Source organism: Gilvibacter sp. (genome assembly GCF_013214815.1).
GTDB lineage: Bacteria > Bacteroidota > Bacteroidia > Flavobacteriales > Flavobacteriaceae > Gilvibacter.
Window position 1 is genome coordinate 1 of record NZ_JABSPU010000051.1, and the last position, 20,467, is coordinate 20,467.

At 43.3% G+C, this 20,467-nt stretch carries 17 protein-coding genes and 2 rRNA genes; 9 read left to right on the plus strand and 10 right to left on the minus strand.

Annotated elements, in window-relative coordinates; all coding sequences use genetic code 11:
• From HRT75_RS10525 to HRT75_RS10545, 5 genes are all read left to right on the plus strand, one after another.
• Positions 1-592, plus strand: a 23S ribosomal RNA gene (locus HRT75_RS10525); the annotation flags it as partial.
• Positions 593-739: 147 nt separating this feature from the next.
• A 5S ribosomal RNA gene (rrf, locus tag HRT75_RS10530) occupies positions 740-851 on the plus strand.
• A gap of 635 nt (positions 852-1,486) precedes the next feature.
• Entirely contained in the window at positions 1,487-2,314 is an 828-nt protein-coding gene (locus tag HRT75_RS10535) for a hypothetical protein (protein WP_291186272.1), read from the plus strand.
• A 63-nt stretch (positions 2,315-2,377) separates the two neighbouring features.
• Positions 2,378-2,878 (plus strand): hypothetical protein, encoded by a 501-nt coding sequence (locus tag HRT75_RS10540; RefSeq protein ID WP_291186275.1) that lies wholly within the window; start codon positions 2,378-2,380, stop codon positions 2,876-2,878.
• A 102-nt stretch (positions 2,879-2,980) separates the two neighbouring features.
• Positions 2,981-4,690: an FG-GAP-like repeat-containing protein gene (locus HRT75_RS10545; RefSeq protein WP_291186278.1), complete on the plus strand. Its 1,710-nt coding sequence runs from the start codon at positions 2,981-2,983 to the stop codon at positions 4,688-4,690.
• A 3-nt stretch (positions 4,691-4,693) separates the two neighbouring features.
• Here HRT75_RS10545 and HRT75_RS10550 read toward each other — a convergent pair whose 3' ends face one another.
• Together HRT75_RS10550 and murQ are read right to left on the minus strand one after the other, a co-directional pair.
• The gene (locus tag HRT75_RS10550; RefSeq protein WP_291186280.1) at positions 4,694-4,921 is read right to left on the minus strand and encodes a DUF6095 family protein; all 228 of its coding nucleotides are present in this window, start codon (positions 4,919-4,921) and stop codon (positions 4,694-4,696) included.
• Positions 4,922-4,946: 25 nt separating this feature from the next.
• Complete coding sequence (murQ, locus tag HRT75_RS10555; protein ID WP_291186283.1) at positions 4,947-5,762, minus strand: N-acetylmuramic acid 6-phosphate etherase; 816 nt, start codon at positions 5,760-5,762, stop codon at positions 4,947-4,949.
• Between the two features lie 68 nt (positions 5,763-5,830).
• Here murQ and HRT75_RS10560 point away from each other — a divergent pair, with 68 nt between their 5' ends.
• From HRT75_RS10560 to HRT75_RS10570, 3 genes are read left to right on the plus strand one after another with little or no spacing between them, the layout of a single operon-like run.
• On the plus strand, positions 5,831-7,144 hold the full coding sequence (locus HRT75_RS10560; RefSeq protein WP_291186286.1) for a trehalase family glycosidase: 1,314 nt from the start codon (positions 5,831-5,833) through the stop codon (positions 7,142-7,144).
• Positions 7,144-8,790 carry a sodium/solute symporter gene (locus HRT75_RS10565; protein WP_291186289.1) on the plus strand — a complete coding sequence of 549 codons (1,647 nt, stop codon included), beginning with the start codon at positions 7,144-7,146 and terminating at the stop codon, positions 8,788-8,790. Before HRT75_RS10560 ends, HRT75_RS10565 begins: the two co-directional genes overlap by 1 nt.
• Entirely contained in the window at positions 8,791-9,918 is a 1,128-nt protein-coding gene (locus HRT75_RS10570; protein ID WP_291186292.1) for a glycerate kinase, read from the plus strand.
• Here the strand turns inward: HRT75_RS10570 and HRT75_RS10575 are convergent.
• The 8 genes from HRT75_RS10575 to HRT75_RS10610 all read right to left on the minus strand — a co-directional run bounded on the left by HRT75_RS10575 (position 9,913) and on the right by HRT75_RS10610 (position 19,242).
• Positions 9,913-10,782 carry a DUF4249 family protein gene (locus tag HRT75_RS10575; RefSeq protein ID WP_291186294.1) on the minus strand — a complete coding sequence of 290 codons (870 nt, stop codon included), beginning with the start codon at positions 10,780-10,782 and terminating at the stop codon, positions 9,913-9,915. The two genes, HRT75_RS10570 and HRT75_RS10575, sit on opposite strands and share 6 nt — an antisense overlap.
• A complete protein-coding gene (locus HRT75_RS10580; RefSeq protein WP_291186297.1) occupies positions 10,779-11,615 on the minus strand; it encodes a DUF4249 family protein in 837 nt (278 codons plus the stop codon). The genes HRT75_RS10575 and HRT75_RS10580 overlap by 4 nt, the downstream gene beginning before the upstream one ends.
• A gap of 32 nt (positions 11,616-11,647) precedes the next feature.
• Entirely contained in the window at positions 11,648-14,011 is a 2,364-nt protein-coding gene (locus tag HRT75_RS10585) for a TonB-dependent receptor (protein ID WP_291186300.1), read from the minus strand.
• Between the two features lie 72 nt (positions 14,012-14,083).
• Entirely contained in the window at positions 14,084-16,309 is a 2,226-nt protein-coding gene (locus HRT75_RS10590) for an NADP-dependent isocitrate dehydrogenase (protein ID WP_291186303.1), read from the minus strand.
• Positions 16,310-17,113: 804 nt separating this feature from the next.
• Positions 17,114-17,464 carry a 50S ribosomal protein L19 gene (gene rplS / locus HRT75_RS10595; RefSeq protein ID WP_272831975.1) on the minus strand — a complete coding sequence of 117 codons (351 nt, stop codon included), beginning with the start codon at positions 17,462-17,464 and terminating at the stop codon, positions 17,114-17,116.
• 112 nt (positions 17,465-17,576) lie between these two features.
• Positions 17,577-18,269 (minus strand): tRNA (guanosine(37)-N1)-methyltransferase TrmD, encoded by a 693-nt coding sequence (gene trmD / locus HRT75_RS10600; RefSeq protein WP_291186316.1) that lies wholly within the window; start codon positions 18,267-18,269, stop codon positions 17,577-17,579.
• Positions 18,270-18,272: 3 nt separating this feature from the next.
• A complete protein-coding gene (locus HRT75_RS10605; protein WP_291186308.1) occupies positions 18,273-18,764 on the minus strand; it encodes a tetratricopeptide repeat protein in 492 nt (163 codons plus the stop codon).
• Positions 18,765-18,804: 40 nt separating this feature from the next.
• A complete protein-coding gene (locus HRT75_RS10610; RefSeq protein WP_291186310.1) occupies positions 18,805-19,242 on the minus strand; it encodes a GNAT family N-acetyltransferase in 438 nt (145 codons plus the stop codon).
• A gap of 75 nt (positions 19,243-19,317) precedes the next feature.
• Between HRT75_RS10610 and HRT75_RS10615 the strand changes: the two genes are divergently transcribed.
• Positions 19,318-20,467, plus strand: a 1,150-nt coding sequence (locus HRT75_RS10615) for a Gfo/Idh/MocA family oxidoreductase (protein WP_291186313.1), incomplete at its 3' end; no start/stop codon positions are given.

The window sequence follows — 20,467 nt, forward strand, 5'->3', positions numbered from 1 at the left end:
CCTCAATACGGTTGGCAATCGTGTGTAGAGTGCAATGGCATAAGGGAGCTTGACTGAGAGACATACAGGTCGATCAGGTACGAAAGTAGAGCATAGTGATCCGGTGGTTCCGCATGGAAGGGCCATCGCTCAAAGGATAAAAGGTACTCCGGGGATAACAGGCTGATCTCCCCCAAGAGCTCACATCGACGGGGGGGTTTGGCACCTCGATGTCGGCTCGTCACATCCTGGGGCTGGAGAAGGTCCCAAGGGTTGGGCTGTTCGCCCATTAAAGTGGCACGCGAGCTGGGTTCAGAACGTCGTGAGACAGTTCGGTCTCTATCTGTAGTGGGCGTTAGAAATTTGAGTGGATCTGACTCTAGTACGAGAGGACCGAGTTGGACTAACCTCTGGTGTACCAGTTGTTCCGCCAGGAGCACTGCTGGGTAGCTACGTTGGGAAGGGATAAGCGCTGAAAGCATATAAGCGCGAAACCCACCACAAGATGAGATTTCTTTAAAGGGTCGTGGGAGACTACCACGTTGATAGGTCACAGGTGTAAAGGTGGTAACATCATAGCCGAGTGATACTAATAACCCATAAGCTTATGTACGTCGACTTCCCTGATCTTCGGGTCAGGGAAGCCACTCTTTGCTTTAAAAATTTAATGCAGTTCAAAGGAACTTGCTACCACTTCTTGAATCTCTTTTTCCTATATGTCAAAATATTAGTGTTTGCATCTTATTGCAAGCCAACGATTTAAGGTGGCTATAGCGATGGGGCTCACCTCTTACCATTCCGAACAGAGAAGTTAAGCCCATCTGCGCAGATGGTACTGCTATACCAAGTGGGAGAGTATGTCGCTGCCTTTTTTTCATTAAAGACCCGTTCTATTCTTAGGACGGGTCTTTTTGTTTATGAATACTACAGAAAACAGCCCACCCCTCAACGCTGGCCCCTCACTAAATCAGTCCACTGGACTGATTCTTCACGTTCGGTCCCCTTGTTCTATTAGAGCAGGGACTTTTTTGTTGCGCATAATCCACCACCAAATACAGGTATAATCAAACCAAAAAGGCTAGCGACATGCCAGGAAGAATAGATATTCATAGTACTAGTCTTTTATAAAGTAATACGGCGTTTCTTTTCTAGTCATCCTCGTTGTCAATAAGTAAAGAAGTGGTACAGTTGCTAAAAGAGCCTTAGTCCGTCGAGCAGATCTATCTACAAAATGAATCATTTTCACGATACTTCAGATGATAATTGACGTTTTTTACGGTTTTCACACGGTGAAAAAGGTCAATTTTCAATAAAAAAGTAGGAAAAAGACCGCTTTTAATCGAATATTTTATCGGTGAAATACATATTATGTATAAAAAAGGTGTATTTCATCGGTAAAAACGTTCCGCTTAGCTAAAAGTCCCCTATAAGACTCATTCCTAGGTATTTGTACGTATAATCCTACGTCATTTTGACTGTATATTGCAATCGTTATTAAACACTACTTATGATGAAAAAATTACTTTATGTACTAGCCTTAGGATTAATCACAGTTTCTTGTTCTACAGAAGAACTTAGTACTGAATTAAATGAAGGAGCTAAGTTTACTGTACTAACTGGAACAGATAACTCATACCTAGGAACATATAAAGGTACTTTCGCTGGTTTTGGTACTGCTAAACGCGGTACAGTAGAGATCAATATTACAGAAACAAGTGCAACTGCCCTATTGCAATTTGTAGATGGATCAGAGACCTTAATGACCGGAACCGGTTCAACAGGTATTTCTGGAATGAAAACTTACTCTTTTAATGCCCTAGAGGGTAGTTTTAATTTTTCAGTTGCTGCTGATGGTACTATGCCAGAAGCAAGCTCAGTTAGCCTTACTGACGGAGCCGGATCCATTGTGTTAGCCAAAGACGTAACCGCTACCCCCATGCGTCTGGTTACTGGAACCTTCGGTTGTGATGACTGTGGAGGTCACCCAGTGTTAAGTGATGAAAATGCACAAAGCAGTTTTGTTTGGAATATGATCATTCCAGCAGATGAATTTGGTGAGACATTAATTCTTACTCAAGTAAGCTTTGGTGATAGTTGGTTCATTTCTAACGGAACGCTTCATGAAGTATATGACAAGGTTGGACTTCTTGTTTATAATGACTTGAGCGGATCTTTCCCATTCGGTGCATCAGGATTGGTGAGCTGGGAAGCTACTCAAATATACAGTTTAGACGGAGCCTGTGTGGATATCCGTGGAAAATGGACCGTGACCAGTCCATCATATGAAAAAATTAAGGGTTGGCTTAAAAGCGATAGTAGCTGTAATCCACTCTAAGGGTACCAAGAATATCAAGTAGTTTTACAAACAAAAGCCGTACTTTTAAGTATGGCTTTTTTTATGCGTTATCTTGTTTTATTCTGCTTCGGACTCTTTACAGTACAGTTGAGCATAGCACAGGATACATGCCCATGCTGCAGTGAGAACCACAAAGCCTTTGATTTTTGGGTCGGAAAGTGGAGTGTGACTAATCCGGATGGAAGTTATGCGGGAACTAACTCCATTTCTAAGGAGGAAGACGAATGTGTGATCCGAGAGCAATGGACCAGCGCCACTCCAGGATATACAGGTACCAGTATGAACTACTATGACGCGGTACGGAAACAATGGGTTCAACTCTGGGTGGATAATCAAGGACAAAGTCTATATATGAGAGGCGGACTTGTTAACGGCGCTATGGTGCTAACTTCAGAGCTGCTTCTGGGAACTGACGGGGTGCACAGATACAACCGCGTAACTTGGACTCCGGTGCAAAAAGGAAAGGTGCGTCAGCATTGGGAAGTCTCAACAGATGGTTCAAATTGGACCACAGCATTTGACGGTTTATATAGTCCAATTTAGCCGTTCTCTATTCGTTGAAATTTTTTTACATTAGGCTCAAATTATTCGACTCTTTCGTTCATGCAAATCAGGCTTAAAAAATTCCGGATCTTATTAATATTAATGGCAACTTCCTTTTCACAAGCGCAAGTCTTGTTCGATCAAGTTGCAGATGATCTGGGTATAGAAGTAACCTCCAATATTGATCTGGGAAGCGGCGTTTCATTCTGTGATTTTAACGGTGACGGCTGGGACGATCTCACCTTTGCAACACAAGAAGGGATTCAAGTGCGTTTCTTTGAAAATACTGGCGGTGGTTTCAATGAGGTATTTCTAATTGATGACACACCACTTTACACTAATAAACAGGTCATTTGGGTCGATATTGACAATGACGGTGATAAAGATTTCTTCACCGCTAATGCAGAATTTCCAAATGTGCTTTACGAGAATGTAGCCGGCGAGTTAGTAGACATTACTGCGGAATCTGGCCTGCCTACAGTTTCCCGCATGACCCAAAGTCGGAATTGGGGGGACTATGCCAAGGATGGCTATTTAGATCTTTTCTTATCGAGTCGGGATCCGGATCAAATCATCAGCAATCAACTTTTTAGAAATAACGGAGACAATACTTTCACTGATGTAACTTTGAGCTCAGGTATTGGAGAGGTTTCAGAATTGACCTTTCAAGGCACTTTCTTTGACTATAACAACGATGGACATTTGGATTTATACCTGATAAATGACAGGGCCTTTACGCGTAATATTCTCTACCGCAATAATGGTGATGGGACCTTTAGTGATGTTTCTGTTGAATCTGGTGCGGATTACCGAATGGACGCCATGTCTGTCGCATTAGAAGACTATGATGCTGACGGCTATATTGATGTGTATATTACCAATGTTTTTGCCCCTAGTGGGGAGACTGTAGGCAACGTCCTTATGAAAAACAACGGAGACGGTACCTTCAGTAATCAGGCCGTAGCGGCAGAAGTCCGTTTTGACACCTGGTCTTGGGGCGCGAATTGGACGGATGCAGATAATGATGGATTTTTGGATTTATATGTGAGTGGAGCATCTCCGGTCAATACAGCAACCTTAAATGCGGCGGCCCTCTATGTAAATGATGGTGATGGGACTTTTACAGAAGAAAATGAAAACGGTTTTGAAGAGGATTTGGCCAACTCCTTTGGAAACGCCCTAGGTGATTTTAACAACGACGGTTATCAAGACATTGTAGTAACCAATCATTTTGGGCACCTCTCATACCTCTGGGAAAATCAAAGTTATTCCCTGACTGCTAATAATTATATTGCGCTCAAAATGCAAGGGGTAGCTAGTAATCGTGATGGGGCGGGGGCGAGAATAGTGATCATGTCTGGCGGTCAGAAACAAGACCGAGTCGTGGCCTTAGGAGAGAGCTACCTCAGTCAAAACTCCAATACAGAGATCATAGGGCTGGGCAACCAAGGCTTGGATTATGTGCAGGTCATTTGGCCCAGTGGAACTGTAGATTATTACGACGATATCACACCCAATCAACGCTTGACCTTAATTGAAGGTGTTGGTTATTTAAGCGCAAACACTCCTATGGATCAAAGCGGATTTGCTATGTATCCCAACCCAGCAGTTTCTCAGTTAAATTTGCTTCATACAGGGGCGCAGATAGAGGTTGTTCGCATATACAATACCCTTGGGCAGTTAATTCTAAATCAGCGTTTTGATAATGCAAATTCACAACAACTTGAGGTGGGACACCTGACTCCTGGTGCTTATTGGGTTGAAGTCCTTACCGATTCAGGCCGACTGACCAAAAAATTAATTAAGCAATAAAGATCAGTCCTCGTTAGATGGATTTGCAGGCACTCCATCAAATACTGCGCTCATAATGGTTCTTATCCCTTTAAAACCCATGAAGATGGCTCCAGCGGCAGCTACCAGTCCTGGAATCAAGATAAATAGAGCGGTGTCGTTGATGAAGGAGAGCGTAATCAGGTAAGGCCCCAAAACAATCAGCAACAAACAAAAGAACATATACTTAAGCCCTTTTTTGAGCTTATTCATATCGGTGTGTTTTTGATTGGGATACTTATTTTCCATCATTTATAGCTTGTAAAGCGTCTCTAACGCTTTGGTGTTTTAAAAGCTGTTCACGCGCTTCGGATTCCGGAAGGCCTGTTGCTTCTACAATCATGCGCGTTCCTCGTTCAACCAATTTATCATTGCTCAATTGCATATCGACCATTTTGTTGCCTTTAACCCGTCCAAGACGAATCATCGTGGCAGTAGTGATCATATTGAGGATCAATTTTTGAGCGGTTCCCGCTTTCATCCGAGAGCTGCCCGTTACAAATTCAGGGCCTACTACGGCAACTATAGGATACTGTGCTGTTTTAGCTAAAGGACTTTCTGCGTTACAGGTAATACATCCCGTTCCAATATTGTTGGCATTGCATTGTTCCAATGCTCCGATCACATAGGGTGTAGTGCCAGAAGCAGCAATCCCAATAACCATATCCTTAGCATCCACTTGAAAATCTTGCAGGTCCTTCCAGCCTTGATTGCGATCGTCTTCGGCAAATTCCACGGCCTTTCTGATGGCCTGATCACCGCCCGCAATGAGTCCAATGACCATCTCATGAGGGACGCCAAAAGTCGGCGGACACTCACTGGCATCAACTATGCCCAATCGACCACTGGTACCTGCACCTAAATAGAACAATCGGCCACCATCACGCAAGCGCACAACCGTTTGCTCTACAACAGCTTCAATGTCCGGGAGGATTCCAGATATGATTTGAGGTACTTTTTGATCTTCTGTATTGATACCCTCCAAAAGTTCGCGGGTACTCTTTAGTTCCAGATCGTTATAAAGGGAATCTGATTCTGTGGTTTTGTGGAACATAGGTCAAAAATAGCTCTACCAAAAGTACGGATAAAAGCCTATATTTAGGTGTTTAGGATTTTGCTTTTATGAACCAACTAAAAAAGACTGCCGCCGCCGTTCTCAAAGGAAATTGGCAGCAAGGCTTTACCATTCCTTGTCAAGGCTTGTATCCGTTCCAATGGAACTGGGATTCTGGATTTATCGCTTTAGGATGGGCGCATCTGGAACCTGAATATGCCCAACAAGAAATTCGCTCCTTACTAAAAGGACAGTGGTCCAACGGCTTTTTACCACATATTGTTTTTCACAACCCTGCAGATTCCTATTATCCCGGGCCTGAGGTGCATGCGGCAAATTTAAGTCCGCACAGTCCTGAGGTACCTACTTCTGGAATTACCCAGCCACCAGTACTTGGTTTTATACTTGAGTATATTTTAAATCGCCTAGATAAAGATCAAGCGTTTTTAGATTTTATTGACGAGGTGTACGACGCGGTCTATGCCAATCACGAGTATTTCTATACCCACCGGGATCCACAACAAGAGGGCCTTGTTTATATCTGTCATAATTGGGAAGCTGGAACCGATAATACACCGGTCTGGGATTTTATCTGGGATACCTTCGAAGTTCCCAAATATGACCTTCCGCGTAAGGATACCTCCTTGATCGATGCCTCTCACCGGCCAACAAATGCCGAGTACTGCTATTACATCCACCTTATAGAACTATTTAAAGAGTGGAACTACAACGATACCACCATTGCAGCTCAATCTCCCTTTTTAATTCAAGATCCCTTGTTTAACAGTATGCTGATCGCTTCTAACAATAGTTTGATCCGATTGGGTGCACTTTTAGGCAAAGCGCAGCAAGTAGCCCAATTGGAGGCTTGGAATATAAAAGCCAAACAGCGATTCAATGAAAAGCTATTTGATCCAGAATTGGGCGGCTATGTTTACTACGATTTAAGAGGCGAACGACGGTTGTCTCACTTGAGTTCGTCTAGTTTTACGCCGCTGTTTGCTGAGATACCCGGGCAAGAGATGGCGAGTTCCTTAATGAATCACTTAGATGGAGGCCGTTTTAGCGGTGAACAGTTTGAACGACTCTTATGCGCTTCCTTTGATCCAACCAGTGATTTGTTCAACAGTCAAAAATATTGGCGTGGCCCTATTTGGATCAATTTGAATTGGTTGATCTATGAAGGACTTTTGAATTACGGAAGAACTGATTTGGCGCAACGCCTTAAAACGGACACTTTAGCCCTGCTGGATAAATACGGTTTCTATGAATATTTTGAGTGTGATCGCGAAAAGAACAAGTCGCTTAGTCAAGGCTATGGAGGGAACAATTTCTCTTGGAGCGCTGCGCTGTGTTTGGATCTATTAAAATCGAATCAGTAATGAATATCTACGACTACCTAATTGTTGCGGCCTATATTATCTTCTTTCTGGGGATGGGTTACTTCTTCAAAAACAATAAAAATTCTACAGATTATTTTTTAGGCGGACGTTCTATGGGTTGGTTCCCGTTGAGTTTGTCAACTATGGCCACCCAACTCTCTGCCATTAGTTTTATTTCTGCCCCAGCTTTTGTAGGTATAAAAATGGGTGGAGGAATGAAATGGCTCACTTTTGAGTTTGCAGTGCCCTTGGCGATGCTATTTATAATGCTGATGGTCATTCCGCCTTTATTCCGATCTGGAGTAGTGAGTATTTATGAATTTGTAGAACGTCGATTTTCTGCCTCAACACGGATGATCCTCAGTGTAGTTTTTCAGCTGAGTCGCGCTTTAGCTACTGGAGTTATGGTGTACACCATAGCTTTGATCATACAAGCCGTACTCGATATTGACAAAGGATATACCATTCTGATCATTTCTGTGATCACCATTATATACAGTTGGCAGGGTGGGATGAAGGCCGTTGTTTGGGGAGACGCGATTCAAATGATCTTGCTCTTTGGAGGACTCTTGGCTTGTTTGATCTTTGGTTATAAAGAACTGGATGCCGTTGGCGGTTTGGCTAATGGTTTTGATCCGTCCAGGTTACAAATCATTGACTTCAATTGGGGTATTGGAGAAGGTCAAGAATACGGAATTTGGCCTATGCTTATTGGAGGCTTCTTTTTATATGTCTCTTACTACGGTTGTGACCAGACCCAAGCACAACGCATGCTTTCCGCTAAGGATGAAAAGACCATTCGTCAGCTGCTCTTGGCCAATGGATTGTTGCGATTCCCAGTGGTTTTGGTTTACTGTGTAATGGGATTGATCATAGGCGCGCTCGTCACAAGCTCTCCCGATTTTATGGCAGATCTAGTAGCCACCACCCAGAAACACTTCCCGGCGGCAGCCGCCAACAACGGTATCAATACAGATCTGATGATTCCCATCTTTATCATCAAATATTTGCCACACGGAGTTATTGGTCTACTTATGGTAGCTATCCTGTCCGCAGCTATGAGTTCGCTCAGTTCTACAGTGAACTCTTTATCCGCAGTGAGCGTAGAAGACTTCTTTAACCGTGGAAAACGCAAGTTGGAAGGAGCTGCTTATATGCGTACTTCTAAACTAATGGTATTGTTTTGGGGAATCGTTTGTATCTCGGCCTCTTTTCTTTTTGGAGGAAGTAAAAGTACCGTGATTGAAATCATCAATGCCATAGGCTCTGTTTTTTACGGCCCCGTTCTGGTCACTTTTTTATTGGCTATCTTTTCAAAGAAGGTCAACCATTATGGAATGAATGCGGGCATTATAATCGCCGTACTTGTAAATTTGACCTTTTCTTCTACCATGCAAGAGATCATGGGTTATGATATTGGAGTAGAGATCTTTTGGATCTGGCTCAACTTTACGGGAGTTTTACTCACTCTGGTTGTGGCCTATGCTGTTTCCGCCATGACCCGAAATATGGTGGTAGTTAAGGAAGGGATCCCATTCCGCTTAAAACGTGAAGATATCCTTCAAAAGGAAACCTATATTCTAGTTGGGTTTTTTATTATTATATTAATACTCAGTTATTTCATCCCTGTGATTTTTGGTAGTTAAATGAAAGTCCTGATCATCCCCGACGGTTTTAAAGACAGCTTGAGTGCTGCTCAAGTAGCTGCTGCCATAAAAACGGGCATCCAAGATGTCAACCCCGACACCCAGCTGTTTGAAATGCTTGCCTCCGACGGAGGTGATGGATTTCTCAACGTGATCAGCCACTATAAACCAGATCTAAATTCCATTTCTTGCCAGACCACAGATCCGCTCGGGCGTGATTTGATCGCCTATTACCTTTATGACATGAAAGAACAGGCCGCTTATGTGGAGTTGGCTGGGGCTTCGGGTATTGAGCTTTTAACACAAGAAGAGCGCCGGGTAATGGAAACCTCTACCCTGGGTACTGGAACGGTTATAAAAAATGCCTTGCATCAAGGGGTTAAGCATATTTATCTCGGATTGGGTGGTTCTGCCACCAACGAGGCGGGAATGGGTATAGCGCATGCCTTAGGATATCGTTTTTTGGATGTTTATGATAACGAACTAAAGCCCTGTGGCGGCAGTCTAAACTTGGTAGCCAAGATCATAAAACCCAAGAAGAATTTATTGGAAAGTGTTCAGCTCACAGCAGTAAACGATGTTCAGAACCCATTATATGGTCCAGAGGGTGCTGCTTATACTTACGCCAAACAAAAAGGAGCCAGTCCGCTACAGATCCAAGTATTGGATTCTGGTCTGCGGCATTTAGACCAACAAGTCGCTAAGTTCTTCGGAATTAGTTTTGGAGAGTTTCCCGGTACGGGCGCGGCTGGTGGAACTGCTTACGGTCTAAAGGCTTTTTTGAATGCCGAGTTCAAACAAGGAACTCCTTTTATGCTACAGCTAAGTGGTTTCCATGAGATTTTAGAAGAGCATAACGTAGATGTTATCATTACTGGTGAAGGTCGAATAGACAACCAAACAAGACACGGCAAATTGGTTAGTGGTGTTGTGGCTGCGGCCAAGTCTTTTAAAGTGCCTGTTTACGCTATTTGCGGACGTAATTTTTTATCTGAAGAAGAATACTCTGATCTCGGTTTGGCGGGCGTAGAGGAGCTGTATAGACCTGATCAACCAGAGGGTTATAGTTTTACACACGCTCCGGAGCTTGTTCAGCAAAGAGCTGCAGAGATCATCAACTCTTTATAGGTCTTCAATAACTATTGTGGAGGTGTTTTGCTGTACAAGCGCAAAGTAGCCTAAGGCAAAATTATTCTCGTTATCTACATTGTCAAAGGTGCCATCGTTATCAATATCCGTTACATTAATGAAATTCCCACGTACAGTGAGGGTGGGAGTTTGGAATGGATTTACCTCGTCTTCACTTTGCTCAATAATCTGATTCATATAGTTGTAAAAATCAGCGTCAGCTCCTAAAATAGAAATTGGCACTTCAGTTCCTACTTCAAAAGGATCGTCATAAAAATAAGAGAACACAAACTGTTGATCCTGATAAAAGGTGTCTTCTGTGGCTAAATACTCGCCAAAACCAAAATCAAAAACATAGTAGTTGTCCTCTCCGGGGATATCAGTAAAGGTAATTTCAATCTCCGTATCATCATCGTCAAAAACAAAACCATCGCCTTGTTCCAGCTCGTCAATTTCTGGTGCAGCTACAAAGCTGGTTTCTGCCAAATAGAATTGATCTTCAAAATCAATCTGAAGTAGCCATCGGTCTTCTAGTAAAAGGGCGGTCTCTAGAGACTTCACATAAACTCCAGAACCTGGTTCTTCCTCAATAAAAACTACGGCATCAGGCAGTGGATTGTCCAAATTGCTCAAAGTGATCTGTTGTAAATTCGCCGGTGGAATGGTCTCAAAGAAACCATTGGTTTCGCCCACCACCACGCGCATTTCCGTAATGGGTTCCGAGGTGTCTATTCTCACCAGAGCATCAATGATCAAACGGCGATCTCCAGTAGGCGTATCAATGTCTACCACATCTTCACAACTGCTTAAAAGCATCAGGCCTATCAAAGGCAAAAAGAAGTAAGTTATTCTAAAGCGTTTCATTCTATTGTCAAACTTGCTTTGTGCTCTTGGACGATAGCAAAATAGCCCAAGGCGAAATTATTTTCCATTTCGACATTATCGAAAAATTCATCGTTGTCAATTTCTGTGGCGTTGATTAAGTTACCACGAACGGTCAGGGTAGGGGTTTGAAAAGGATTTAAATCATCTTCACTTTGCTCTACCAACTGATTCATATAATTGTAAAAAGGGGCATCAGCACCCAAAATACTTATAGTCAATTCATCTCCAGGCTCAACTTCATCGTCATAGAAGTAGGAAAAAATAAACTCCTGATCTTGATAAAAAGTGTCTTCTGAGGCTAAAAAGTTTCCAAAACCAAAGTCAAAAACATAGTAATTGTCTTGATCTGGAATATCTGTAAAGCGCAGCACCACCTCGGTATCGTCCTCATCAAAGAGAAAACCGTCTCCTTGTGTGAGTTCATCAATTTGCGGTGCAGGAACATAGGTCGCATAGGCCACGTAGAATTCGTTTTCAAAATCGATCTGTAAAAAGATCTCCTCACCGCTGCTCAGGGCAGCCGTCGTTATTTCCTTCTCATAAACTCCAGGAGCGGTTTCCAAGAGGATGGCACTCAATCCACCATCTAAACCCGTAAGTGTGATCTGCTGGAGATCAACAGGCGGAATACTTTCAAAAAAACCATTGGTTTGACTCACTTGAATTCTGACGTTGGTAAAAGCCGTCGTGGTATCCACACGTATTAAGGCATCCACGATCAGGCGAGGATCTTCAGAAGGTGTGTCAACTTCAATGACGTCCTCACAGCTCCACAAACTGAAGACTAGGGCACAAACTGCAAAGAGCCTCATACGAAAAACTTTTATGTGCAGTGTGCTTGACATTAAAATTTGAAGTTATAGGTTACCGCTGGGATGATTCCAAATATGGAGGTCCGCACAGCTTCATTGACTCCTGTGTCTTGATTACGTCTAAAATTAATGGCTGCTGCGTTTCTTCTGTTATAAAGGTTGTAAATGCTAAAAACCCATTCTCCTTGCCATTTTCGCCCTGCTTTTTGCTTAGGTTTTAAAGTGGCAGAAACGTCAATACGGTGAAAGTCTGGCAAGCGTTCTTGGTTTCTCAAACCGTAATACGGAATGACCAAACCTTGGAACTCAAACTGTCCAATAGGGTAGTTGGTCGGTTGTCCAGTTTGATAAATGAAATTGGTATTGAAACTCCATTTGTCATTGAGCTCGTAATTGGCGTAAAGCGAAATATCGTGTCTTTTGTCATAAGGAGTGGCGTACCATTCACCAGAATTGATCCCGATCTCGTTCTCGTTTCTCGGCGGCGTGCGTTGTTCTGATTTAGACCAAGTATAAGCCAGCCATCCAGTGAGCTTACCTTCGTTCTTTCTAAAGAGCAGTTCGGCTCCGTAGGCTCTGGCTTCTCCGTTGAGGATCACTTGCTCAATAGCATCATTGGCAATGAGTTCTGCTCCGTCTATATAATCAATGCGGTTTTGAATGTCCTTGTAAAAACCTTCGATTTCTAAGGAGTAGTCTCCGTCTTTTATGTTTTTAAAAAATCCGATGGCGTATTGGTCCAACAACTGCGGCTCCACAAACGGCCCAGATGGCGTCCAAACATCCAATGGTGTTGGGGAACTGGTATTGGACAATAAATGTAAGTACTGGGCAAGTCGCGTATAACTGGCTTTGATTGAAGTATTGTCATCAAAGACATAAGCCATGGAAACACGAGGTTCAAAATTCGTGAAGCTGGCCAATTGGTCGCTGCGCGATGAAGCTACTGTTTCAATAGGTTCTGCCTCTCTGTAGACCAAAAGGAAGGGATCAAACTCTACGGGGTTGTTGTCTGCATAGACGTTGATCTCATCTTGTCCAAAGCGAATAAAATGACTTAAACGCAAGCCGTATTGCATACTGAGTCGATCAGTGATATCGTGTTCAACATCTATATAGGCTGCAAATTCGTTGGCGTACTTTTTTATCAGTTGATCCTCCACAATACCAGAGTCTGGATTGTTGGGTTTGATCTTTCCAGGATTGAATACATAGTAGATATTGTTCAATCCGTAGTTAAGTTGAAATTTATCGTTTAGATAATGCTTGAGGTCGTACTTAACGTTGAAGTTCTGTATCCCAGAATCCCACTCGAAGCCAACAAAATCTAGCTCCAATCCGTAGAAGTAATCCGAATAGATCAACGATAGATTAGAAAATAGCTTGTCTGAAAAGATATGGTTCCATCTAAAGTTCACCACTGCGTTTCCATAAGTGTTTACAAAGCTTTCGTTTACACTAAAGAGGTCACGTCCAAAATAACCCGATAGAAAAACGTTGTTGCGTTCGTTGATGCGGTAGTTGAGTTTGGTGTTTACGTCATAGAAATACGCGCGGTTCTCTATATCAAAAAGCGGCAAAAATAAATGAGCATAAGACCCACGTCCTCCGAAGAGAAATGCTCCTCTATCCTTTTCCAAAGGACCTTCTAAAAGCAATCGGCTCGTAACCGCTCCAATACCTCCGTTGGCCTTAAATTCTTGGCTATTACCTTCTTTTTGAAAGATCTCTAATACCGATGAGACACGGCCGCCGTATCGGGCGGGAATACCTCCTTTATAGAGCTTTACGTCTTTGATGGCATCCGGATTAAAGACCGAAAAGAATCCAAAGAGGTGAGAAGAGTTGAAGATCGTTGCTTCATCCAGCAAGATCAAGTTCTGATCTACTGCGCCTCCACGTACATTGAAACCAGAGGCTGCTTCTCCTGCATTGGTCACTCCGGGTAATAACAAGATCGAGCGGATCACATCAGCCTCACCCAAAACTGCAGGAATGCTTTTAATAGTAGCCACCTTTACCGTATTGACACTCATTTGCGGCTTGCGCACATCCAAACGATCGTTATCGGCAGTGATCACCACTTCTTCCAAGCTCTCCAAATTCTCTTCGAGACGATAGTCCTTACGCAGGTTACTGCTTAGGTCAATTGTTTCTGTAATGTCTGAGAATCCTAGGTAACTTACAGTCACTTCATAAGTACCTTCTGGAACAGTGATGGAATAAAAGCCGTATTCGTTGGTGGTAGTACCGGTGCTTAATTCTGGAATCAAAATACTCACTCCAATGAGGCTTTCGCCAGAGGCTTGTTCCAGAACCGTACCACTGAGGGTGTATTTTTGTTGCCCTAACGCGATTGCGGGGAATAGCAACAAAAGCAGTAGTAGTTTTTTCAATTTGAACTTTTTAATAAAGTTAACAAAAAAGCCCCGCACGATGCGAGGCTTAAGTAAACTTTAGCATTTCTATTAAATGCTGGCCAGTATGTTGTTAAGCGTTGCGCTTGGTCTCATTTGAGCACTCGCTAGAGCTTCATCCGGGAAGTAATATCCGTCGATATCTACAGCACTGCCTTGAGCGGCGTTGAGTTCATCCATGATTTGGTCTTCTGCCGCAGACATGGCGTTGTAAATACCCGTGAATTTCTCTTTCAACTCCGCATCTTTATCTTGAAGACTAAGCGCTTCTGCCCAATACATAGCCAAGTAGAAATGACTTCCGCGGTTATCAATCTCATTGACTTTACGAGAAGGTCCTTTCTTGTTGGCCAAAAGCTTTTCAGTCGCATCGTCTAAGGTTGCTCCCATCAACAAAGCTCTTGGGTTGTTGTAGGTGTTTCCTAAATGCTCCATAGAAACCGCTAAAGCCAAGAACTCTCCAAGAGAATCCCAACGCAGGTGTCCTTCTTCATTAAACTGTTGTACGTGCTTAGGTGCCGATCCACCGGCGCCAGTTTCAAAAAGTCCACCACCATTCATCAAAGGAACAATGGAGAGCATTTTAGCACTGGTTCCCAATTCCAGAATAGGGAAGAGGTCCGTTAAATAATCACGCAAAACGTTTCCGGTAACTGAGATAGTATCTTGGCCGGCTTTTACACGTTCCAAGGTAAACTGGGTTGCCTTCATCACGTCAAGGATCTCAATTTGAAGACCAGAAGTATCGTGATCTTGCAGGTAAGTCTTTACTTTTTGGATCAATTGGGCGTCGTGGGCACGAGTTTCATCTAACCAGAATACGGCGGGAACTCCTGTAGCCTTAGCACGGGTAACAGCTAGTTTTACCCAATCCTTTACAGGAGCATCTTTTACCATACACATGCGCCAGATGTCTCCTGGATTCACTGCATGCTCGGTAAGCACGTTTCCGTTTTGATCAATAGCTTTTACAGTTCCGGCTTCTTTGATCTCAAAAGTCTTGTCGTGAGAACCATACTCTTCAGCCTTTTGAGCCATCAAACCTACGTTAGGAACAGTTCCCATGGTTGTAGGGTCAAAAGCACCATTGGCTTTACAGAAATCAATCGTTGACTGGTACAATCCCGCATAACTGCTGTCTGGGATAATAGCCTTAGTGTCTTGAGTATCTCCGATCTTGTCCCAGAGCTGACCAGAGTTTCTGATCATGGCTGGCATAGATGCATCAATAATTACATCACTAGGAACGTGCAGGTTCGTGATTCCTTTGTCTGAGTTCACCATAGACAATGAAGCCCCATTTTCCATACACTGGGCAATAGTAGCCTCTACTGCCGCTTTCTGATCTGTTGGCAGCTTGTCCAATTTGGCAATCAGATCCCCAAAACCGTTGTTCTCTTCAAAACCAACAGCTTCTAGAGCATCTGTATGCTTTTCAAACAAGTCTGCAAAATAAACGCGAACGGCATGTCCAAAAATGATCGGGTCAGAAACCTTCATCATGGTGGCTTTCATATGCAAGGAAAGCAAAATATCATCATCCTTCGCAGCTTTGATCTCACGATTCAAAAACTCCAACAAGGCTTGCTTTTCCATTACTGTTGCGTCAACGATCTCCCCAGCTTGAACGGGCACTCCAGATTTTAAAGTTTGAGAAGTTCCTGTAGCAGTTTCTAAAACGATATCTAAGGAACCGGCTTGATCAATAGTGACAGATTGCTCATTGTTTCTAAAGTCACCAGCGCTCATAGTTGCAACATGCGTGCGAGAATCTGAACTCCAAGCGCCCATACGGTGTGGATTCTTCTTAGCAAAGTTCTTTACTGCCTTAGGAGCTCGTCTGTCTGAGTTCCCTTCACGAAGTACCGGGTTTACAGCACTTCCCTTGATCTTGTCATAACGTGCTTTGAGGTTGCTTTCTTCCTCGTTCTGAGGCTCTTCCGGATAATTTGGAAGGGCGTAACCTTTAGTCTGTAATTCTTTAATGGCAGCCTTCAATTGAGGTACAGAGGCTGAAATATTTGGAAGCTTGATGATATTGGCTTCTGGCTTTTTAACCAATTCACCCAATTCTGCCAATGCATCGGAGATGCGCTGGTCTTCCTTAAGGTAATCTGGGAACGTTGCCAAGATTCTTCCGGCTAGAGAGATGTCTCTGGTTTCAAGGCTTAGTCCTGCAGGTCCTGCAAAGGCTTGAATGATTGGGAGTAGGGAATAGGTGGCTAAGGCTGGAGCCTCATCAGTTTTCGTGTAAATAATTTTAGGCGTGTCAGTCATAATCGTTACTGCAGTAATGTTTAGATCGTTTCGTTTATTCGGATTGCAAATATACAAAAATCGAGCAGGGCAGAAACACCGCTATATCCCTTAAACACTGAGGTTTATAAATTTTGTCAATTTGATAAAATTAAGGGGTCAAAATTGTGAAATTCCCAAGCGTGTAGAAAAAACAAAAGCCATATCAGTGCACGAAGTACTATGATATGGCTTTTTAATGAAGCTCGGCGTTACCGGTTTTACCTTGCGGGTCTTTAAGCAATTCTATTAATAAACTACTCCCGTGCTCGGCTTCATCGAATACGGGTCGCTTCAATTCTTTCCTCGAGAGGTTTTCCTTGCTAGGAGCCGTATCCAGTCGGATCTTAGATTCTAAACACTTCCTGTTTCCAGGTTTTGTTTGCAAGTCGGGTTCCCGTTGCCGAGTTCCTGTCTCCTGAGTCTTTCACCGTTGCCGGTTAGTCCACCCGTTCGATTGCCAGCGTTGCCACTGGACGTACTTGAAACAATTTCTTCTGTTGCCAGAGTATTTGTCATGTGACAACCCTATTGCTAGGGGGTGTGCTTCAAACAAATCTTTCACCGCTATATAAAGAACGTTACTTTACTGGAAATTACTTTTTAGTTTAGTGTTAGCTATCCTGTTTTGTAATTTCTTGAATCAAATATAGAGACCCAATTTTAAAATCCAAGAAATTTAGAGTTCTTTATATCAACAGTTTACGAACTGCACTTATTAACTTTTGTTAATAAAGAAGGGCGACCCTTTTGGAGTCGCCCTTGAAATGGATTGGCTGGTAAGCCTTACATTCTTCTTTCCTTGATACGTGCTTTCTTACCTGTAAGCTCACGGAAGTAGTAAATACGCTTTCTGCGTACGCTACCTCTACGGTTCACTTCAATTTTCTGAAGTGCAGGCATGTTCACTGGAAAAATTCTTTCTACACCAACAGTTCCAGACATTTTTCTAATGGTAAAGGTCTGAGAAGTCCCTGTACCTTTTAGTTGAATTACAACGCCTTTAAAAAACTGGGTACGTGTTTTTTCACCTTCACGAATTTCGTAGTATGCAGTGATCGTGTCTCCTGCGCTGAATTCTGGGAATTCCTTTCTTGTTACGAACTCGTCTTGTACAAATTTGATTAAAGATTCCATATTGATTATCTAAATCATTAGTTCAGAACAACATTCACGTTTCTCGTCAGAGGTTGGGCCGAAATCGGCTGCAAAAATAAGGATTTTATTTTTTGATGCAATTTATTCTGACTTAATTTTCGTCGGAATCAGAAGATAAAAGATCCGGTCTGCGGTCTGCTGTTCGCTCATGGGCTTGCTGTTCGCGCCACTGTTCGATCTTTTGAGTATGACCACTGAGTAAGATCTCAGGTACTTTTAAGCCTTTATAGTCTGCAGGCCGTGTATACACGGGCGGAGCCAATAGGTCGTCTTGAAAAGAATCTGTCAAGGCGCTGGTCTCATCGTTTAACACACCTGGCAACAATCGTATGATGGCATCACTGAGCACGGCAGCTCCCAGTTCTCCTCCGCTTAAAACATAATCCCCAATGGAGATCTCCTTAGTAATGAATTGATCTCGCACGCGTTGATCCACGCCTTTATAATGACCACAAAGCATCATGAGGTTCTTTTTTAAAGAAAGCGCATTAGCGATACCTTGGTTGAGCGTTTCTCCGTCGGGAGTCAAATAAATGATCTCGTCATAATCGCGTTCAGCTTTGAGCTTAGAAATACACTTATCAATGGGTTCTATCATCATCACCATACCTGCGCCACCACCAAATTGGTAGTCGTCTATTTGACGGTACTTATTAGTAGCGTAGTCTCGCAAATTGTGAAAATGAACCTCTACCAAGCCTTTTTCTGTAGCTCTCTTTAAGATCGAGGCTTCAAAAGGACTCTTTATAAGTTCTGGTAAAACGGTTATGATATCTATGCGCATCATTTAGAGATCGAGCTTCATTTTACAACGTTCAATGGAATTCTTGGTGCGATTCAGTACATCGTTGGAAAGGGTCAACTGCGCGGCCATCTTATAATGATCAATTGCCTTAGTGATCTCTCCTTGCTGCTCATACATGATTCCATACTCATTATATATAGTCGCTTTAGTGATCCCTGGAATGTTCATCGCAGTATCCAAGAGTTCTTTGAGATCATCAAATTTTCCAAGGGTAGACAAGCAAACAGCGTAATTGTAGTAGACGCTGGGATACATCGGACTCTTTTCTAAGGCGAGCTTGTATAAGGTTTCACCTTTCTCGTAATCCTTGAATTTAACCTCATATAGATATCCGAGATGGTTATAGGCCTTCCCAAAATCTGGATCGATATCAATGATCTTCTCCAATTTATTAGAAGCAGCCTCATACTGACCATTCTTAATGTCCATATTGGCTTGGTCCAGTAATTCTTCCAATCGAGTCAAATGATCCATAGCGTGAATAATTTGGGGTAAAAGTACAACAATCCCCGCATTAAACCTCCCAGTAATAGTGGAGTGCTGGGTCTTGGGTCCAACCGTTTTTTTCGTAGAGTTTTTGAGCCGGATTGTCTGCTCCAGTCTCCAAGACCAAGCCTCTTGCACCTTGCTCTTGAGCAAAGGATTTAGCCTGTTCTAAAAGGGCCGTACCTACTTGCTGGCCACGAGCTTCTGGGGTGACAAACAAATCGTTTAAAATATAAACCCGCTTCATAGCTACAGAACTAAAGCTGGGATAGAGCTGAGTAAAGCCCAAAGCATTACCATTCTCATCTTGGGCCAAGAAGATCACGCTGTCTTGTTTTTCAAAACGCTCTTGTAAAAACGCCTTAGCGGCAGCTGGGTTCGATTCTTGTTTGTAAAAGACGCGGTACCCATTAAATAATGGAGTTAAATGGTTCAGATGTTCACGGGATGCTCTTAGGGTATTCATAGAAATCAAATTGAATTCCAATTTAGAGAAACCATTTGGAATTTATACCTTTAGTCAAACACTAATTCCAACCCTATGAAACGCCGTAGCTTTATCAAGAAGACCGCTGCTGCATCTGCAGCATTCACCATAGTACCCAGCTTTGTTTTGGGCAAAACTCATGTGCCTCCTAGTGATACTTTATATCTAGCAGGTATTGGAGTAGGTGGTCGCGGTGGAGGCGTGGTGCGCGAACTTGCAGAAACGGGCAAGGTAAAGTTTGTCGCGCTCTGTGATGTGGATGATCTGCGAGCAGATGCAAGCTACAAGGCGCATCCCAATGCGAAGCGCTATAGAGATTACCGCAAAGTATATGATAACCACTTAAGCGAGATCGATGGATTTATGGTGGGAACGCCAGACCATACGCACGCCTGTATTTCCATACCTTTTATGAAGGCCAAAAAGCACGCTTATGTGGAGAAGCCTTTGACTCACAATATTCGTGAGGCTCGCATGATGGCAGAAGTTGCTGCGACGCAAGGAATTGTAACCCAAATGGGAAATCAAGGGGCGTCTGGAGACGGTATCCGTCTAGCACAAGAGATGATTGACGCCGGACTCATCGGTGAGGTTCAAAAAGTAGATTGTTGGACCAACAGACCGGTTTGGCCGCAAGGGTTTAAGCGTTTTTCAGAGCCGCAAGCCATTCCCAACACCTTTGATTGGGATCTGTGGTTAGGGCCTGCAGCCATGCGTCCATACAATGAAGGTTATCATCCTTTTAAATGGCGCGGATTCTGGGATTTCGGAACCGGAGCCATGGGTGATATGGGTTGCCATATTATGGAGACGCCTTTCAAGACCCTGGATTTGAAATTCCCATATGAGGCCGAAGCCAGTTGCACCACGGTTTGGATCGATGATTTTGTAGAAGCTGATTATCCGGCGGCCTGTCCGCCTTCATCTGTAGTGCGTTTGCGATTTAAGACGGAGAAGCACGGCGATATTGGTTTGAACTGGTACGATGGTGGAATCATGCCAGACCTTCCACCAGAACTCGGAGACGGGGAACTTCCAGGCGATACCGGTGGAGGAAGTATTTTTCACGGGACGGATGGTATTATGGTCACTGGAACCTATTCTGCCAATCCACGATTGTTGCCTAGTGAGCGCATGAAAGATTTCACGCCACCTGCGCAAACCATTAAGCGCGTTACTACGGGACATGCAGGAGAATGGGTTG

Bases quoted from the DNA above. Each gene is read 5' to 3' on its own strand.
- HRT75_RS10535 (WP_291186272.1), top strand. From the start codon at position 1,487: ATGATGAAAAAATTACTTTATGTACTAGCCTTAGGATTAATCACAGTT.
- HRT75_RS10540 (WP_291186275.1), top strand. From the start codon at position 2,378: ATGCGTTATCTTGTTTTATTCTGCTTCGGACTCTTTACAGTACAGTTG.
- HRT75_RS10545 (WP_291186278.1), top strand. From the start codon at position 2,981: ATGGCAACTTCCTTTTCACAAGCGCAAGTCTTGTTCGATCAAGTTGCA.
- HRT75_RS10550 (WP_291186280.1), bottom strand. From the start codon at position 4,921: ATGAATAAGCTCAAAAAAGGGCTTAAGTATATGTTCTTTTGTTTGTTG.
- murQ (WP_291186283.1), bottom strand. From the start codon at position 5,762: ATGTTCCACAAAACCACAGAATCAGATTCCCTTTATAACGATCTGGAA.
- HRT75_RS10560 (WP_291186286.1), top strand. From the start codon at position 5,831: ATGAACCAACTAAAAAAGACTGCCGCCGCCGTTCTCAAAGGAAATTGG.
- HRT75_RS10565 (WP_291186289.1), top strand. From the start codon at position 7,144: ATGAATATCTACGACTACCTAATTGTTGCGGCCTATATTATCTTCTTT.
- HRT75_RS10570 (WP_291186292.1), top strand. From the start codon at position 8,791: ATGAAAGTCCTGATCATCCCCGACGGTTTTAAAGACAGCTTGAGTGCT.
- HRT75_RS10575 (WP_291186294.1), bottom strand. From the start codon at position 10,782: ATGAAACGCTTTAGAATAACTTACTTCTTTTTGCCTTTGATAGGCCTG.
- HRT75_RS10580 (WP_291186297.1), bottom strand. From the start codon at position 11,615: ATGAGGCTCTTTGCAGTTTGTGCCCTAGTCTTCAGTTTGTGGAGCTGT.
- HRT75_RS10590 (WP_291186303.1), bottom strand. From the start codon at position 16,309: ATGACTGACACGCCTAAAATTATTTACACGAAAACTGATGAGGCTCCA.
- rplS (WP_272831975.1), bottom strand. From the start codon at position 17,464: ATGGAATCTTTAATCAAATTTGTACAAGACGAGTTCGTAACAAGAAAG.
- trmD (WP_291186316.1), bottom strand. From the start codon at position 18,269: ATGCGCATAGATATCATAACCGTTTTACCAGAACTTATAAAGAGTCCT.
- HRT75_RS10605 (WP_291186308.1), bottom strand. From the start codon at position 18,764: ATGGATCATTTGACTCGATTGGAAGAATTACTGGACCAAGCCAATATG.
- HRT75_RS10610 (WP_291186310.1), bottom strand. From the start codon at position 19,242: ATGAATACCCTAAGAGCATCCCGTGAACATCTGAACCATTTAACTCCA.